The sequence below is a fragment of the Bacteroidota bacterium genome, from assembly GCA_016195025.1.
Classification (GTDB): Bacteria; Bacteroidota; Bacteroidia; order Palsa-948; family Palsa-948; genus Palsa-948.
Genome location: JACQAL010000036.1, coordinates 15,022 through 30,918 on the forward strand (window position 1 = coordinate 15,022; position 15,897 = coordinate 30,918).

Below are 15,897 nucleotides of genomic sequence, written 5' to 3' on the forward strand. Positions count from 1 at the left end.
AGCGAAACTATACGAAAATACAAAATAACAGCCGAAATAATTTTTACAAATCAATATTCCTGACAAGTTCAAACGGATTCATCTTTTGAATATTGAATGTGAAACGAATCATGTGTAAGTTTTCGTTGAATCCTTTTACATCGGGATTGTTTAATTCGAAAACATCTTTAATATCTTTCGATACGAGCAATGGAAGATAAATTTCTACAATGCCTTTCATTAACGGAAGATAAATTCCCGCATCGAAAAGCATAGTTTGGTTAAGCGCGGCATCGGGCGGAAGCATGGTGAAGTCGGAAAATAATTTCAGGGGGAGTTTTCCAGGGAGCGAGCATTTTAAATTTAAAGAAGCAAGCCAGGTCTTCGACCTTCCCAGCGGAGTATACACTTTCATAGCGCCTTCGGTTTCGGCAAACTGGTGTGATAGAAGCCCATCGGTTTCACTTCTTCCGAGAAAAACATAATCGTATAAATAATCATGTGCGCCAGTTGCACCGCTTGCGTAGAAAAAATAATTTCCATTTATGGGATTTCTGTCATACAAAAAATCTCCTGCAAAAAAACGAACATCCAAACCTTTTCCTTTCTTTTTGAAATTCATTTTATAGTTTGCAGTAACAGAAGTTTTAGCAATGCGTTCTCCCTGCAGGTAATTGAACGCAATGTTGTAAGGATTCATCTTCCGGCTATTATCAATTAAATAAGTTATGTCGTGAAACTGATACCACAAAGAATGAACTGTGTTATCGGAATACACTTCATCTCTGAAAATATTTACCTGGCTGAAATTTATTGTTTGCTTCAGCGTGTTTCGCAGATGTTTTTTCTTAATCTCAAAAGAAATTTCAGGAGCAATTTTTCTGAACTTCAAATTTGAATAAGGGTCAGCATCATTTAAATAACAATATTGTTCGCCCTTCCCGCCAATGCGAACCGTCTGAAAAATTTTATTGAAGTGCATATTGTAATGCACGCTTGCGCCTCCGGCTAAATCCTTATTTCCGAAACCATACATGGGCATAAGTTGCCATTCAAATTTTTTTTCTGGAATAAAATTATTGTAGATAAGCGCGCCCGCCATAAACTTGTTGTAATTATTCCATCCCGCAACCGGTGCCCAGAAAAGTTGCGTCTTGTCGGTATTGTGCACAAAGCCGAGCATCTTCAGTTGGAGCGGTTCTGTTTTTTTGCAAAGCCCGTGCATCTTGTATGTATTGTTCTGACGGTTGATGTCCGGAATTTTATTCTCTGCATCAATTTTCAAAGCCTCCTTCATTTCCCCGGAAGGCGGAGTGAAAGAAATTATTTTCTTCCCGGCAAAACCCTCGTGCCACTGCGTGAAAATAATTTTTCCATTTTTAATTTCAGAAATGCTAAGCGGAGAATTTATTTTCCCTTTGTTCTTTACTTTTATTTCTAAATTTTTGTCATCTGTTTTTCTTGCAGAAGAAATTTTATAATCAATCTGCTTCGTTGTAGGAATTATTTCATCGAAGAACCAATTCAAATCTTTTCCCGAAACTTCTTCATACGCTTTTTTTATGTCGGGCGGATACGGATGATGGAATTTCCATTTCTCAAAATATGCCTGCGCGCATTTATCATACATTTCCGTTCCGAGATATGCCTGCAAGTAGGCAAGGATGACAGCCGTTTTTCCATAGACAACCGTTCCGTAATTCACCGTGGTGTATTCTGCAGAAGTTAAATCAACGGGCTGGTCTTTTTTCTGAACTGCGTTGAAGCGGTATGCCAAATCAAACAGCGCGCTTTCATCCAGGTCAGCCAAGCCAAGAAGTTTTCCTATGTCAACATTTTTTCCGCGCACTTTTGTCTGCATACTCATCTTCACCGAGTCCTTCGGATATTTTGTCTGCATGTAGCGGTTCTCGTTGAAAGAATTTATTCCTTCGTCCATCCACGCATGGTCGCGCTCGTTCGAGCCGAGAATTCCGTAAAACCAATTATGCCCTACTTCGTGCGCAATCACGCGGTCAAGCGTTGCATCATCGTTTGCAGCGCCAATCACCGTTATCATCGGATATTCCATTCCACCGCCAGCGCTCAGCGCGCCATCCACCGCAGTGGCGTGCGGATACGGATAATCTCCGTTCCACAGCGAATAATAATACACGGCATCGCTCACATATTTCGCGGCTTTCTCCCAGTATTTTCCATAGAGGTTTGTAAACATCACCCACGTGTCAACTTTTTTTTGCGAATGCGGAAGCGTTACTTCATCATGCAAAACGTGATAACGTTTATCGGCAAACCATCCAAAGTCGTGAACAGTTGAAGCTGTGTAGCGAAGTGTTTTTGTTTCGGAAGATGAAACAGGAAAAGAAGTATCGTGCGGATTGTAAGAAAGAATTGCTTTTGTCTCTTCGGCTTTTGCCATGAGCCATGCCGTTTCTTCTTCTCCGTTCACCAACGTTCCCGTTGCACCCACCACGTAATTTTTCGGAAGGGTGATGCTCACATCAAAACTTCCGAACTCAGAATAAAATTCTCCCTGGTTCAGATACGGAATCGGATGCCAGCCGTATTTATCATAGACAGACGGCTTCGGATACCATTGCGTGATTTGATATTGCTGGCCAATATGACCGAGCCGGGAAAAAACTCCGAGCGGAATATGCACATGAAACGGAGTAGTGATGAAAATTTTTCCTCCGGACTTCAGCGGTTCGTTCAGAATAATTTTGACAATGTCAATGCTCTGACCGGTTTCTGTTTTCACCGGTTGTCCGTTCACTTTGAAATCCAATCCGTCAATCCATCCGCGCTCTTCTTTTGTTGCAAAATAAAATTTCGTGTTCCCCTCTTCAATTAACTGTTTCGCCAGCGGTGTGTTATTATTTTTATAGCCGTTCGGCCAGATATGAAACCAAATGAAAGTTAATTCATCGGGGGAATTGTTGATGTATTCGAGCGATTCATCTGCATTCAAATCATTCTTCTTGTCATCGAGCGAAACATTTATTTTATAATGCACTTCCTGCTGAAAATAATTTTTCTCCTGCGCAGAAGAAAAAAGAAATAAAAAGAGTGAAAAAGAAAAGAATAAAACTTTTTTCATAGGAAGGCAAATATAAACCTTAAATTTCTGAAGTGAAGCAATGAGCGTTAAAAAGTATTAATGAATATACATATATTCGCTCCCTTAAATAATGAGTGTTTACGAAAAATACGAACCGGTAATTGGGCTGGAAGTGCACATTCAACTTCTCACAAAGAGTAAAGCATTTTCTTCCGACTCGACAGAATTTGGCGCGGAGCCAAACACGCAGGTGAGCGTGATTACGCTCGGTCATCCCGGAACTTTGCCAAAAGCAAATAAAAAAGTGATTGAGTTTGCCGTGCGCCTGGGAATTGCCTGCAACTGCAACATCACAAAAGAAAATCAGTATGCGCGGAAAAATTATTTCTATCCCGATTTACCGAAGGGCTATCAAATCACGCAGGATAAAACTCCAATTTGTACGGGCGGATTCATCACTATAAAAAATTCTGACGGCAGTGAAAAGAAAATTTATCTGACGAGAATTCATTGGGAAGAAGACGCGGGAAAAAGTTTGCACGACCAGGACCCGTTTGATTCGCTCATTGATTTAAACCGCGCAGGCGTTCCGCTTCTCGAAATGGTAAGCGAACCGGAAATCCGCAGCGGAGAAGAAGCATATAACTATTTAACCGAAGTAAGAAAACTTGTGCGCTATCTGGATATTTGCGATGGAAACATGGAAGAAGGAAGTTTGCGCTGCGATGCAAATATTTCGGTGCGCATTAAAGATGCGAAAGAATTCGGTAAAAGAACAGAAGTGAAAAATATGAATTCAATCCGCAACGTGCAAAAAGCGATTGACTACGAAATAAAACGGCAAATTGATTTGCTCGAAGAAGAAAAAACATTTGAGCAGGAAACAAGAAGTTTTGATGCGGTGAGCGGAACAACCTTTTCCCTGCGTTCAAAAGAATTTGCACACGACTATCGCTATTTTCCCGAACCCGATTTGCAGCCGGTAACAGTGGAGCAGGAATATATTTCAGAAGTAAAAAAAAATCTTCCTCCGCTTCCGAACGAACTATTAAAAAAATATACGGAAGAGTTTGGTCTTTCAGAATATGATTCAAAAGTGATTTCAGATACTCTCGCCAGTGCACTTTACTATAATGACCTTGTTTTTTTTACAAACAATAATTATAAAGCGGCCGCTAATTGGCTAATGGGTTCCGTTAAATCTTACTTAAATGAAAAGGCAATTTCAATCGAGGAATTTAAAAATATTATTAGCCCAGAGCGATTATCAGAATTAATCAGATTGGTGGAAGAAGGAAAGGTGAGTCATTCCATCGCATCGCAAAAAATTTTTCCCACCATGATTTCTTCTCCGTCAAAATCCCCTATGAAAATTGCCGAAGAGATGAACTTACTTCAGGAAAGTGATTCTGATTCATTAAGAGAATTGGCAAAGCAAGCCATTTTAAAATATCCGGAAAAAGTTTCCGAATATAAAAACGGAAAAGTTGGTTTGATAGGACTTTTCATGGGAGAAGTAATGAAACTTTCCAAAGGCAAAGCCGACCCGAAGGTGGCAAATAAATTAGTAAAAGAAATGTTGGATAAAAGTTAACTTTGCAGTATGAAAAAATATTTTTGGTTTTTACTTTTCGGTTTTTTGTTTCTGGTTTCCTGCGGAGGCAATAAAGAAATTTCAGATTATCAGGTCGAGGGAAAATTATCAAACAGCAAGAAAGATACCATTCGGCTGGTGGATGTAAACTCCTCGCAGATGAAAGTAATTGATTCTGCCATTGTGAATGAGAAGGGAGAATTTTATTTTACCAAAAAAGTTCCCGAAAAAGGATTTTACAGCATTCAGGTTTCGGGAACAAATAATGTAACCATCATTGCCGACAGTTCAGAGAAAATAATTTTTGAAGGCGATGCAAAAAACCTGGCGGAGAAACCAAAGGTGAGCGGTTCGAAAGATTCAGAAATGTTTCTTCGGTTTAATGAATCTACAAAAACAAATTTCAAAAAAATGGAAGCGCTTCGCATGCAGCAGGATTCCATCCGCAGAGTTTACGAAGCATACCTGAACACCACGCCCGATAAATTATTTCTCGATTCACTTTCGAAAATGCTGGAGCCCGTTTTCAATAAATTTTCTGACGAGTATAAGAAAACGGCAGATGAAACCAATTTGTACATCAAAAAATTCATAGATAAAAATCCATCTTCCTTCGCTTCGCTTGCGGCAGTGCAGATGCTGAATCCCGATAAAGACATTTCTTATTTTATAAAAGTGGCCGATTCGCTCACCGCAAAATATCCCGCAATAAAAAACCTGCAAGGGTTCAAGGAATTTGTTAACGGCAAGAAAAAACTTTCCACCGGCATGGCAGCGCCTGAAATTACAATGAACGATAAAGACGGAAAACCGCTTTCGCTTTCTTCGCTGAAAGGAAAAATTGTGCTCGTTGATTTCTGGGCATCGTGGTGCAAGCCATGCAGGGCGGAAAATCCATTTGTGGTTTCGCTCTATACTAAATACAAAGATAAAGGGCTGGATATTTTCAGCGTGTCACTCGATTTTAATAAAGATGCCTGGCTGAAAGCCATTGCGCACGATAAACTCTCCTGGAAAAATCATGTTACGGATTTGAAGCAATGGCAATCGCCTGTGGTTGCAGAATATGGTTTCCAGGGAATTCCTTTTACAGTTCTTCTCGATAAAAACGGAAATGTTGCCGGAAAAAATCTGGAAGGACCGGAACTCGAAGAAAAAATTAAGGAACTGCTGAATTGTAAGATGTAAATTGTTTGCTTATCGCTTTCCTCCTCTCGGTTTCGGCTTGAACATACGGATAAGAAAAAATTCTTTTTTATTCTGGTTGATTCGGTTTGCCCTGCGCTGGTCGCGGTGCATACGTTTGCGCGTGGCTTTTGTCTGAAGCGATTTTTCATGCGCCCGCACTGCTTTTTTGTCTGCCCGTTCTTCGTTTCGTTTTGCTTTCCATTCCGCTTTGGCTTTTTTGCGTTTCATACGCCTTGTTTCCACATCGTTCTTTTTTTCAGTCGGAGTTTCTTTATTGTCCTGTGAAAAAACAGGAAATGAAATAAAAAGAAAAAAGACAAGAACTATTTTGAGCGTGAATTTCATTTTTCAGAATACAAGTTTAGATAAAAATAATGTAACTTTGTTTCACCTTCAACAGAGAAATGAACAAAGTTGTCAAATATTATTCCATAGTTTTTATGGCGCTTGTTTCTTTTTGCGGATGCAAGAAAAAAGATAACGATCGTGTTCCGAATGTGTATGTTGATATTTATGTGTATGCAACCGACCCCAATTTTTCACCTCTGAATGCGGTGAACGGCTATCAATATTTTAGTGGCGGCTCAAAGGGAATTATTGCTTTCCGAAAATCGCAAAATGAAATTATGGCATACGACCGGCACTGCACTTACCAGGTTTCAGATGGAAATGCCGCGAGCGTTGATGCCAGCGGCTTAATTGCCGTTGACGGAGTGTGCGGTTCAAAATTTTTACTCACCGATGGCTCTGTAAATGCAGGCCCTGCTTCTGTTCCTCTCAAACGCTATCAAACCACTTTTGACGGAAGCGTTTTACATATCTTCAATTAAAGTATGATTGTAGTCACAGGAGCTGCAGGATTTATCGGAAGTTGTTTGGTTTCGAAACTGAATCAGGAAGGATTTAAAGATATTGTGGTGGTAGATGACTTTTCACGTGAAGAGAAAAATAAAAATCTTTCCGGAAAAATAGTTTCAAAAAATATTCACCGCGATGATTTTTCGGCCTGGCTGAAGGAAAATCACCGCATGGTGCAGTTTGTTTTTCATATTGGCGCAAGAACAGACACTGCCGAATTTGATAAAACGATTTTCGACAAACTCAATCTCAACTATTCAAAAAAAATATGGAGCATTTGCGTGGAGTTTGGTCTTCCGCTCGTGTATGCTTCTTCTGCGGCTACGTATGGAGCAGGGGAATTTGGCTACGATGACAATCACGCTCTCGTTGAAAAATTAAAACCGCTGAATCCTTACGGAGAATCAAAAAATGAATTTGATAAATGGGCTTTGAAGCAGGAGCGCAAACCTTACTTCTGGTGCGGACTGAAATTTTTCAATGTATACGGTCCGAATGAATATCATAAAGGAAGAATGGCATCGGTGATTTTTCATGCGTTCAATCAAATTCAGGAAACCGGTAAAGTAAAATTATTCCGCTCGCATAATCCGAAATATAAAAACGGAGAACAGTTGCGGGATTTTGTATACGTAAAAGATGTAACCGATGTCTGCTTATGGTTTTTGCGCACACGGAAAAATTCCGGCATTTACAATTTGGGTTCGGGCACGGCAAGAACATTTTTAGATTTGGCAAATACTGTTTTTTTATCGCTCGGGAAAAAACCAACCGTTGAATTTATAGATACGCCTGCTGATATTCGCGATAAATACCAATACTTCACCGAAGCAAAAATGGAAAAATTAAAAAATGCAGGATGCGAAATTAAATTCACTTCGCTGGAAGAAGGAATTAATGATTACGCGGTAAATTATCTTGAAGAAAAAAAATATTATTAGCGGCTCACGCACATTTTCCCCGAAGAAATGTTTTCATTCCCGGAAATCAAATCGTAGGAGTAAACTCCGGCAGGCAAATCAAGATTCATAACATTAATCCCCTGCCCTACCCTGTTCGTGCTTACTGCGCTTCCGTAAATATTGTAGAACACAAGCGTCATGCTGCCTGTGTTTTTCTCAGATGAAATTGCTATGCTGAAATTTTCTCCTGCCATTACGGGTGACGGATAAATTTTCACATTCGCTTTTCCTGTGGAATGTTCATTCACGCCAGCCACGCATAAGGTAGAACAATAATAGCGCTGATACAAAGTATTGGAAGGAGTGCTTACATTTTTAAATTTGAAATAGCAGGTGCCGCTGTCAACAGTGGTAGTATAAAAATGCAGAATAAATTTTTGATGCGCATTAGACGCAAGAGAAAAACGCACGCTGTCTTTTGTGGGAAGATAGCATACATTGAGGCAAAATGCAGTTGTCCAGCCGGAAGCCGCCACATTCTGCACGCGCACCACATCTATATCGAGCGTATTGGGAGTGCTATTATAAATGGTGTCGCCCAAATAACATTCAATATCCTTGCCGGCAGTATCGCATCTGGATGTATCGGGCATGGCAATGGTGAGTGCCTGCGAAAATCCTTCTACTACGCCTAAGAGGCTGCTCAGGATGACAACTATCAAGAGTAATAATTTTTTCATACTAAATTTTTTACAAAGTAATTCATCCGGTGTTTATTCCTGAAACTAAATGTACTCGGTTTTTTAATATTCTACAGAACAAAATTAGAATTAATTAACTGCTATGCAACAAAATGGCGCTGGCAAAATTAATTTTGATACCTTATTTTGTAACGGCAATTTTTCCTGTCTTCAAAAGAGAATTCCGGTTAATTAAATTGTAAATATAAATTCCCTGCGGAAGATTCATGGAAAAATAATTATCTCCGCTTACCAGCCCGTCAATGTGAGAAGCGCGGTTCCCGCACACATCATAAACAATAAGAGAATAGTTGCCTTCTATATGCCGCCTGTCAGAAATACGGAAGCAGAATGTGCTTCCCGCAATTACTGGCGAAGGAAAAAGCTGAACGCTTACATCCTCTGCAATTTCATTTGCGTGTAATCCCTTTACAGTGATTCCAACAAACTTTTTGTAAAAAACATTGGTTGAATCAGATTCATTTCTGAATCTTACAATCACCGTGGAAGTATCGGCAACAGAGTCGGAATAAAAGTGCATGCGAAACACGCCTGCCGACTGTGCGTAAAAATATTCATTGGCGCTGTCCACCCATTGAGGATAGCAAACATCAAGGCAGAGAGAAGTTCCCCAGCCGGGAGCGGTATCGTTCAGGACGCGAATGGCGTCCACCCACAATCCTTTATTGGAAGTATTCTTCAAACTATCTTCGCAATAAAACGCATCGCCCGGATTTGCATATTCTACGGTATCGGTTCCCAAGAAAATAACACTCTGCGCAAAACTTTTAGAAGTAAAAACAGTAAGCAATAAACAAACGGAAAGAAAAAAAATTTTTCTCATCCTTTATTCAATTATAATTTTCCCGGAAGAAACAGTTCCGTTTTCATCGCTGAGTTTGTAAAAATAAATTCCATGCCCCGTCCCTGAAGGGAGAGAGACCTGAATGGTTGAATTGTTGGATGGCTGGATGGTTGATGCAAAAACTTTTTCTCCAAACACATTGTATATTTCTAAACCGGAAACAGCAGACCGTAAACCGGAAACTGTAAATCTGCCGTCAGCCGATGGATTGGGATAAACAGAAATAGTTGATGAAACATTCGGCTCGTTTACGGAAGTGAGCACAGCAAGCAACTGGTCAATGCAGGGAGCCATTTCGTTGGGCGCTTTGTCAAACCAGCCGTGCTTGCAGTAAACTTTTCCATCAGCGGGGTTAATGAGGTACGCATTGTTGGGTGCAGGACCAAAGTGCGTCCAGAACTCGTTGCACGGACCATCAATTACCATAGGAATACTTGGATTTGCCGGTGTATAACAGGCGCAGGTATTGTTCACCATATCGGTGGCAGTTGCTTTTCGCTGACCATAAGTGGTTTCCTGAAGATATTTGATTGTGTTCGGATTCGGGTCCCATACATTGCAACTATAAGGGCTTACATCCGGAGATTTGGGATGCGCTTCGCAAACATACACTACCAGGAAATTTACCTTGCTTCCGTATTTGCTAAAAAGCATATTTAAACTATCCGTTTTGCCGCGCCAAACGGGGCAGGTATAACTTCCCGCCACAATGCAAAGCGGCTTGCCGGTGTTAATTAACGTTTGCGCATTGTAAGGAGTTCCTGAAATAGTATAAAGCGTAAAATCGGGAATGAGCGTGCCCACGAGGTAACCATCGGTATCAAAGTTGTAACTTCCCGAACAGGCAGGCGTGCAAACGCTGCTATTATCGGGCGGAAGAACGGAAACCCCGATGGTTGGAGCCAGCGTGGCCTGGGAAAACAAAGCAATGGAAAAAAGAATGGCGGAGGTGAGGGTAAAAAGTTTTTTCATCTGTAAAATTTATTAGTTGATGTTAATTGAAACGCTTTTTGTTTTGGATTGCTTGCCCGGGTGGTTCACCGTGCACGATACCGTTATTTGCGAAGCACCTGCCGGAGCATTATACACCACCTGAGCGCTGCTGCCGCTGATGCTTCCTGAATTTACAGACCAATGGTAGGTTATTTCGGGGCAGGCATTCTGCACGGTGGCGGTTATTTTGGTGGATGCCGATTTGGAAAGCGTATACGTATCGGCAGAAAGATTGGTGAATTGAATCTCATCATTCGTTTTGGACGCACCTGGCTTCAGGCAGGAAGAGAAAACGATGGCAATAAAACCAATAAAAAGAAGAAGTTTTTTCATGTTGAAAGATTGTTAAGGATGGATTTGTCCTTAGACGTATAAAGGTAGTAAAAGGTTACAGAAAAACTAAAGTATTCCTATATACCAGCCCCAATCCTGCCCGTCACCCCAGTTCAATGTACCATCTAATCTTCTTGATTCTGCAGGCAAACTGCAACCATCGCAATCACCTATTTTCACGAAATTATTATTAAGCCGGTATCTATAATACCAATACTTTCCATGGTTCTCCACTGGGCTTTGAGAGAAAACCTCTAAATGACAAAAGATAAAAAATAAAATTATTATTATTCTATTCATAAAAATCCACAATAGTCTGTTGTTTTTTTTAATTTTAAGTAATATTCTTTATTATTATAAGTAGTTTTTAACCAAAATTCTTTATTTGTTAAACGTTGTATTGCCCATTCGGTATCATCTGGATATAAAAAAAGAGGAGGATAACCATATACACGCGTAACAATTATATGTGTTCGACCATCGAAACTTAACCTCCCATCCCTCCCATTGCGACCAATTTTAGAATAATCTTCTCCTTTATATCCAATTGTATATCCTCCACGATTATGTCCAATTCCCGTTGAGTCTGCATTATCAATAAGAACGGTTTCCACATTCCAATCTCCCCTTATTCTACGCGTTGCACCTCTCAAACTAATACACGGTCCCTCAGGATATTTTTTGCAATCGGTGATGCAAAACGTAATGAGTAGGAAAAACAATATGTGTTTTTTATATTTCATATTCTTACTACTTGATTTTATTTTCCAACTTTTCAATTTTATCCGATAATAGTTCAATCATTTTATCCTGCTTCTCCAATTTGTTTTTCAACTCCTTATTCTCTTTATCTTTTTCCACCATGTATATAAATAATTCTTCTATGGATTGCTGGTGCAGGTAGAGCATATCATTTATGCTCATACCATTTGATAGGATTTCTTTTTCGCTGGGATAATTTTACGGAAATGTTTGCGAAAGGTTTCAGAAAAGGAGAGAAAAAAATCAACCGCTCCCTCTCCGTGCTGTTAACAATTTTTAACATCCTTCTTCAAATAAACTTCCTCCTGCTGCCGTTAGAACATTTATAAAAACAACCGCATGCAAAAAAAATTACGCTAACGCTTATGCACCGTGAGCATAAAAGAAATAGAATACGTCCTCTCCAGGATAGGAGAAGAACAAGCCGAAGAATTTTATAAATATTTTCGCAGCCGCAGGTTTTCTTTTTCCGCCATTCATAAATATATCGAGTTAAAAAAACTGCTTCCTGCCATCACTTCGAGCAAGCCGGTGCAACTCATTGCCCGCCAGTTTCACAAATCACGAATGTTTGTTTACCGTCTTAGAAAAAAATTCAACCGCAAACCACCCCCCTGAAAATTTTGTAACAGGTTGGGCAAACATGTTACAACGCCCCCGCGTTATAGCATAAGAAATAAAATCAACCGCAAAAAGATGAAGCAACTTTACTCAGGCGCGAACTAAAATTCAAACCGAATCACGAACAATAAAGTTTGTGATAACTGTTAAAACAAAAATAAAATGAAACGTATTTTTTTCGCAGTCATGCACTGCACGCCCAAGCAATTCGGAAAATTATTTCAATTGCTCAACAAAGTGATTGGCAAACTCACTGCTAATTCCAACATCTACGGCAATCCCGACCCTTCGCTGGGTGTTCTGCAAAACGAGGTGGTGCCTTTTGAAAAAGCCATTGCCGATGCAAAAAAAGGAGGCAGCGAAGCCACCGAAGCCCGCAACAAGGAAGCGCTGAAAGTTCACGGCTTGCTCAAAGAGGAACTTACCTATGTGAACAAGGTTGCAAAGAACGACAAGGACACCATTCTTCTTTCGGGTTTTGATGCAAGCGAAGAGCCGGAACCCGCTGAAGTTCCCGATGCTCCTGTAATTAAAAAAATTGACGATGGCGATTCACCGGGCACTGCAAAAATTTTTCTGGCGAAAACCACCAGCCCGCTCCTGACCAAAAAACAGAAATTAACTTTCATAATAGAAATGACCACCACCGTTTCTGATGAAAGCAGTTTCAAAACAGTTTTGCTCACGCATAATTCAAAAAAACTGATTGTGCCCAACCTCGTTCGCGGGCAGGAAGTGTTCATTCGTATTTCGGTAATGAACGCCCGCGGGCAGAGCAACTGGAGTACGGTCGTTTCTTTCATTTCAAGAACGGGAGTAAACCCTCCATCGCCATCGCCCAATCCGAATCCGCTGCCGCCTGCCGTTTAACCGTCATGGAGCAGCCCTGCCTGTCATCACTAAACAAAAAAACCGATGGCGGGCAGGGCTTTTTCGTAACCGTTCGCGGAGTTACCGTCATCGTTCACCGAGTTACCGATATACTTCACCGGCTTACCGATGTACTTCACCGGCTTATCGTCATACATCAGGGGCTTATCTCCATATTTCAGCCGCTTACCTCCATACTTCAGCCGCTTATCGATGTACCTCCATACTTCACCCATTTACCGTCATACTTCAGGGGCTTATCGTCATACTTCGATGGCTTACCGATATACATCACTCGCTTACCTCCATCGATAAGTCGCTTACCTATCATCATTTTCCGATTGATTCTGCATATTACTTTGTATTCTGCAAAATTCCGATAGATGTAGGGAACAGAATTTTACTTTTCTCTGAAAAAGATGCTGCGATGTAAATAGAAAAATCAGTTTCAACCTTTTTCCTTCAGCAGCGATTCAATGAAAGAAATCATTTCCGCTTTTTCTTTTTCATGCTCGCTGCCGGTGGCGGGACCCGAATAGCCCGTGTGAATTTTCCGCACGTTTCCTTTTCTGTCAATAATAATTGTGGTGGGAAATGACATAACATGATTGAGCATGGGCAATGCTTTGTCGGCATCTTTCGGATTAAATCCCGTAATCAGAAAATCATAACCGGCATTGAATTTATGTTGAAGGCGCAAAACATTTTCTTTTGCTTTCTCAAATGCATCCGCTTTCTCGAAACACAATCCAATTATTTCAACCCCTTGCGATTTATATTTATTGTAAAGTTCGGAAAGAAAAATGGTTTCGTCCATGCAATTGGGGCACCACGAGCCCATGATTTGAAGAATCACTACTTTGTTTTTATATTTTTCATCCGAGAGCGAAACTTTTTTGTTCTCCGGATTCGGAAAAGTGAAATCTACTTTTGGAAAACTTTTCTTCAGGAACGTGAGCGAGTCGGCATTTCTCAATCTGAAAGTGGAATCTTTATTTGCCAGCCATGTTTCCTGGTGGTGAATGCCGGAATAAAATTCTCCCCAAATGGTGCTGTCTTCCAGAATCTGCGCGTGAAACACAAACGCATGCGAGCCATCAAAGCAGGAAAGCAGCATGTAATTTCCAAACACGCATCCTTCGAGATAGCGGTAGTCGCCCGTTTCGGTCAGAAAAGTTCCGGTGGCGCCATGCGCAGTTTGCCTGAACACTCCAATGGCGTAAGAACTATCGGGCTGATTGGGGCTGAACAGGCATTTCCATTTTCCTTCGAACAAAAAGTTTTTGTCATACTCCGGGCAATCGAAGCGGTTGGTTTCTCCGTAAACGGCTTTGAAGGGAATTACATTTTTATCTTTCCGCGAATGATTGTACCAGTTTCCTTCCAGCAGTGTGTCGCCTGAAATTTTGCATCGGAACTCCGAATCAAACACGGGCATGCGGATAAAAACGGAATCGTTGCTGAAAGAAATTTCATTTACAATGATTTTTTCTTCTGCATTGTGAATAGTAATTTTGGTTGAATCGTTTTGAAACGTTAAATCAAAATTGAAAGGAAGAATCAAGCCGGTGGAATCAACCAGAGTTAAAATGCCTCTCCATTTTCCTTCTTTGAGTAAAGAAATTTTTTTTGCATTTCCGCAGGAGAATAGAATAGATATAAAAGCAATACAGGAAATAAGTAAAATGCAATGCAAATCCGCGAACACATGCGAACACCGCGAATTATTTTGTGTTTTGTTCGCAGTGTTCGAATACATTCGCATAGTTCGCATTAGTTTATCTGCAACTCATTTGAAGATTCTGAAAATATCGTTGCCCAGCGCGTAAACCATCAGAGAGATTAATAAAAACATTCCGACATACTGCGCATATTCCAGAAACTTATCGCTGGGTTTTCTGCGGGTGATAACTTCGTACAATAAAAATAAAACGTGCCCGCCATCGAGCGCGGGAATCGGGAGAATGTTCATGAACGCAAGCACGATGGAAAGAACTGCGGTGAGTTCCCAGAACGGCTCCCATTCCCATTGCGGTGGAAATAAATCTCCGATGGAAATAAAACTTCCCACGCCTTTGTACGCGCCCGTTTTGAAATTGAAAATAAGTTTGAACTGGCGGATGTAGTCCGTAAGTTTTTCAATTGCTTTGTGAATTCCCGCAGGGAAGGACTGAAAAAATCCATATTGCGTAACATTGAAGTCGTAAATTTTTTCTTTGCGCAATTCTTTAAAGTCAATAAACGCTGGCGCCACTCCGATTTTTCCGGTACTGTCTGCCATAACAGAAATTACCAGCGTTTCTTCTCCGCGCTTTACAGTTAATTTGACCTGCGAATTTTTTTTACCTGCCATCCGCGTCCTGAATTCATCGTAATAATTTATTGTGCTGTCATTAAGCGCAAGAATATGGTCTTTCTTTTTTATTCCGGCTTTTTCCGCGTTGGAGTTTTCCGAAAATCCTCCTATGTAAAACGGAATGCGTGGAAAAAGAAATGGCGCGCGTTTGTCCACTAATTTCTCTATGAAATCTTTTGGAATGACGAGCGTGGTGTCTTTCCCGTTTCTGTTTATCTGAACGTTTTTTCCATAGAGCATTTCGTGAATCACGTTCTGAAAGTTTTCCACGTTTTTTCCATCCACAGAAATAATTTTATCTCCGTTTCTGAAACCCACATCTTCCGCCAGCGAATCAATGCACCATATTCCGTCTTTCAAATTTGCGGTGGGCAAATATTTTTCTCCGAACGTAAAAAGCAGCATGGCATAAATTCCCATAGCGAGAATTAAATTCATCGTCACACCTCCAACCATCACAATCAATCTTTGCCATGCGGGCTTGCTGCGGAATTCCCATGGCTCGGCAGGTTTTTTCATCTGCTCTTTGTCCATGCTCTCATCAATCATTCCGGAGATTTTCACATAACCTCCGAGCGGAATCCATCCGATGCCGTATTCCGTATCGCCTTTTTTTATTTTGAAGAGAGAGAACCAGGGGTCGAAGAAGAGATAAAATTTTTCCACGCGCATTTTGAAAAGTTTGGAAGGAATAAAATGCCCGAGTTCGTGCAGCACGACTAAAATTGAAAGTGAAAGAATAAGTTGCGAGGCTTTAATTAGAATTTCCATATGA

17 protein-coding genes are annotated in these 15,897 nt (G+C 40.6%); 6 read left to right on the plus strand and 11 right to left on the minus strand.

What is annotated here, in order from left to right:
• Positions 1-43 precede the first annotated feature (43 nt).
• Complete coding sequence (locus HY063_06525) at positions 44-3,079, minus strand: M1 family metallopeptidase (GenBank protein ID MBI3501433.1); 3,036 nt, start codon at positions 3,077-3,079, stop codon at positions 44-46.
• A 91-nt stretch (positions 3,080-3,170) separates the two neighbouring features.
• Here HY063_06525 and gatB point away from each other — a divergent pair, with 91 nt between their 5' ends.
• Complete coding sequence (gene gatB / locus HY063_06530; GenBank protein ID MBI3501434.1) at positions 3,171-4,634, plus strand: Asp-tRNA(Asn)/Glu-tRNA(Gln) amidotransferase subunit GatB; 1,464 nt, start codon at positions 3,171-3,173, stop codon at positions 4,632-4,634.
• Between the two features lie 9 nt (positions 4,635-4,643).
• On the plus strand, positions 4,644-5,822 hold the full coding sequence (locus HY063_06535) for an AhpC/TSA family protein (protein ID MBI3501435.1): 1,179 nt from the start codon (positions 4,644-4,646) through the stop codon (positions 5,820-5,822).
• Between the two features lie 9 nt (positions 5,823-5,831).
• Here HY063_06535 and HY063_06540 read toward each other — a convergent pair whose 3' ends face one another.
• Positions 5,832-6,167, minus strand: coding sequence for a hypothetical protein (locus tag HY063_06540; protein MBI3501436.1), 336 nt, complete (start codon positions 6,165-6,167; stop codon positions 5,832-5,834).
• 59 nt (positions 6,168-6,226) lie between these two features.
• Here HY063_06540 and HY063_06545 point away from each other — a divergent pair, with 59 nt between their 5' ends.
• Together HY063_06545 and rfaD are read left to right on the plus strand one after the other, a co-directional pair.
• On the plus strand, positions 6,227-6,652 hold the full coding sequence (locus HY063_06545; protein MBI3501437.1) for a hypothetical protein: 426 nt from the start codon (positions 6,227-6,229) through the stop codon (positions 6,650-6,652).
• A gap of 3 nt (positions 6,653-6,655) precedes the next feature.
• Positions 6,656-7,621 carry an ADP-glyceromanno-heptose 6-epimerase gene (rfaD, locus tag HY063_06550; protein MBI3501438.1) on the plus strand — a complete coding sequence of 322 codons (966 nt, stop codon included), beginning with the start codon at positions 6,656-6,658 and terminating at the stop codon, positions 7,619-7,621.
• On the opposite strand, the gene HY063_06555 is transcribed toward rfaD, so the two are convergent.
• From HY063_06555 to HY063_06580, 6 genes are all read right to left on the minus strand, one after another.
• A complete protein-coding gene (locus HY063_06555) occupies positions 7,618-8,322 on the minus strand; it encodes a T9SS type A sorting domain-containing protein (GenBank protein MBI3501439.1) in 705 nt (234 codons plus the stop codon). The two genes, rfaD and HY063_06555, sit on opposite strands and share 4 nt — an antisense overlap.
• Positions 8,323-8,464: 142 nt before the next feature.
• Positions 8,465-9,166, minus strand: a complete 702-nt coding sequence (locus HY063_06560; GenBank protein MBI3501440.1) for a hypothetical protein — start codon at positions 9,164-9,166, stop codon at positions 8,465-8,467.
• 3 nt (positions 9,167-9,169) lie between these two features.
• A complete protein-coding gene (locus HY063_06565) occupies positions 9,170-10,159 on the minus strand; it encodes a T9SS type A sorting domain-containing protein (GenBank protein MBI3501441.1) in 990 nt (329 codons plus the stop codon).
• 12 nt (positions 10,160-10,171) lie between these two features.
• Positions 10,172-10,513: a hypothetical protein gene (locus HY063_06570; protein MBI3501442.1), complete on the minus strand. Its 342-nt coding sequence runs from the start codon at positions 10,511-10,513 to the stop codon at positions 10,172-10,174.
• A gap of 296 nt (positions 10,514-10,809) precedes the next feature.
• Positions 10,810-11,256, minus strand: a complete 447-nt coding sequence (locus HY063_06575; protein MBI3501443.1) for a hypothetical protein — start codon at positions 11,254-11,256, stop codon at positions 10,810-10,812.
• 7 nt (positions 11,257-11,263) lie between these two features.
• A complete protein-coding gene (locus tag HY063_06580; GenBank protein MBI3501444.1) occupies positions 11,264-11,437 on the minus strand; it encodes a hypothetical protein in 174 nt (57 codons plus the stop codon).
• A 210-nt stretch (positions 11,438-11,647) separates the two neighbouring features.
• Between HY063_06580 and HY063_06585 the strand changes: the two genes are divergently transcribed.
• Together HY063_06585 and HY063_06590 are read left to right on the plus strand one after the other, a co-directional pair.
• Positions 11,648-11,893, plus strand: coding sequence for a hypothetical protein (locus HY063_06585; GenBank protein MBI3501445.1), 246 nt, complete (start codon positions 11,648-11,650; stop codon positions 11,891-11,893).
• Between the two features lie 165 nt (positions 11,894-12,058).
• Positions 12,059-12,766, plus strand: a complete 708-nt coding sequence (locus tag HY063_06590; GenBank protein ID MBI3501446.1) for a fibronectin type III domain-containing protein — start codon at positions 12,059-12,061, stop codon at positions 12,764-12,766.
• Positions 12,767-12,795: 29 nt separating this feature from the next.
• Here HY063_06590 and HY063_06595 read toward each other — a convergent pair whose 3' ends face one another.
• From HY063_06595 to rseP, 3 genes are all read right to left on the minus strand, one after another.
• Positions 12,796-13,002 (minus strand): hypothetical protein, encoded by a 207-nt coding sequence (locus HY063_06595; protein MBI3501447.1) that lies wholly within the window; start codon positions 13,000-13,002, stop codon positions 12,796-12,798.
• A gap of 212 nt (positions 13,003-13,214) precedes the next feature.
• A complete protein-coding gene (locus HY063_06600; GenBank protein MBI3501448.1) occupies positions 13,215-14,525 on the minus strand; it encodes a TlpA family protein disulfide reductase in 1,311 nt (436 codons plus the stop codon).
• 30 nt (positions 14,526-14,555) lie between these two features.
• On the minus strand, positions 14,556-15,893 hold the full coding sequence (gene rseP, locus HY063_06605) for an RIP metalloprotease RseP (protein MBI3501449.1): 1,338 nt from the start codon (positions 15,891-15,893) through the stop codon (positions 14,556-14,558).
• Positions 15,894-15,897: the final 4 nt, after the last annotated feature.

Excerpts from the sequence above, each read along its gene's own strand:
- HY063_06525 (MBI3501433.1), bottom strand. The coding sequence starts at position 3,079 with ATGAAAAAAGTTTTATTCTTTTCTTTTTCACTCTTTTTATTTCTTTTT.
- gatB (MBI3501434.1), top strand. The coding sequence starts at position 3,171 with ATGAGTGTTTACGAAAAATACGAACCGGTAATTGGGCTGGAAGTGCAC.
- HY063_06535 (MBI3501435.1), top strand. The coding sequence starts at position 4,644 with ATGAAAAAATATTTTTGGTTTTTACTTTTCGGTTTTTTGTTTCTGGTT.
- HY063_06540 (MBI3501436.1), bottom strand. The coding sequence starts at position 6,167 with ATGAAATTCACGCTCAAAATAGTTCTTGTCTTTTTTCTTTTTATTTCA.
- HY063_06545 (MBI3501437.1), top strand. The coding sequence starts at position 6,227 with ATGAACAAAGTTGTCAAATATTATTCCATAGTTTTTATGGCGCTTGTT.
- rfaD (MBI3501438.1), top strand. The coding sequence starts at position 6,656 with ATGATTGTAGTCACAGGAGCTGCAGGATTTATCGGAAGTTGTTTGGTT.
- HY063_06555 (MBI3501439.1), bottom strand. The coding sequence starts at position 8,322 with ATGAAAAAATTATTACTCTTGATAGTTGTCATCCTGAGCAGCCTCTTA.
- HY063_06560 (MBI3501440.1), bottom strand. The coding sequence starts at position 9,166 with ATGAGAAAAATTTTTTTTCTTTCCGTTTGTTTATTGCTTACTGTTTTT.
- HY063_06565 (MBI3501441.1), bottom strand. The coding sequence starts at position 10,159 with ATGAAAAAACTTTTTACCCTCACCTCCGCCATTCTTTTTTCCATTGCT.
- HY063_06570 (MBI3501442.1), bottom strand. The coding sequence starts at position 10,513 with ATGAAAAAACTTCTTCTTTTTATTGGTTTTATTGCCATCGTTTTCTCT.
- HY063_06575 (MBI3501443.1), bottom strand. The coding sequence starts at position 11,256 with ATGAAATATAAAAAACACATATTGTTTTTCCTACTCATTACGTTTTGC.
- HY063_06580 (MBI3501444.1), bottom strand. The coding sequence starts at position 11,437 with ATGAGCATAAATGATATGCTCTACCTGCACCAGCAATCCATAGAAGAA.
- HY063_06590 (MBI3501446.1), top strand. The coding sequence starts at position 12,059 with ATGAAACGTATTTTTTTCGCAGTCATGCACTGCACGCCCAAGCAATTC.
- HY063_06595 (MBI3501447.1), bottom strand. The coding sequence starts at position 13,002 with ATGGGTGAAGTATGGAGGTACATCGATAAGCGGCTGAAGTATGGAGGT.
- HY063_06600 (MBI3501448.1), bottom strand. The coding sequence starts at position 14,525 with ATGTATTCGAACACTGCGAACAAAACACAAAATAATTCGCGGTGTTCG.
- rseP (MBI3501449.1), bottom strand. The coding sequence starts at position 15,893 with ATGGAAATTCTAATTAAAGCCTCGCAACTTATTCTTTCACTTTCAATT.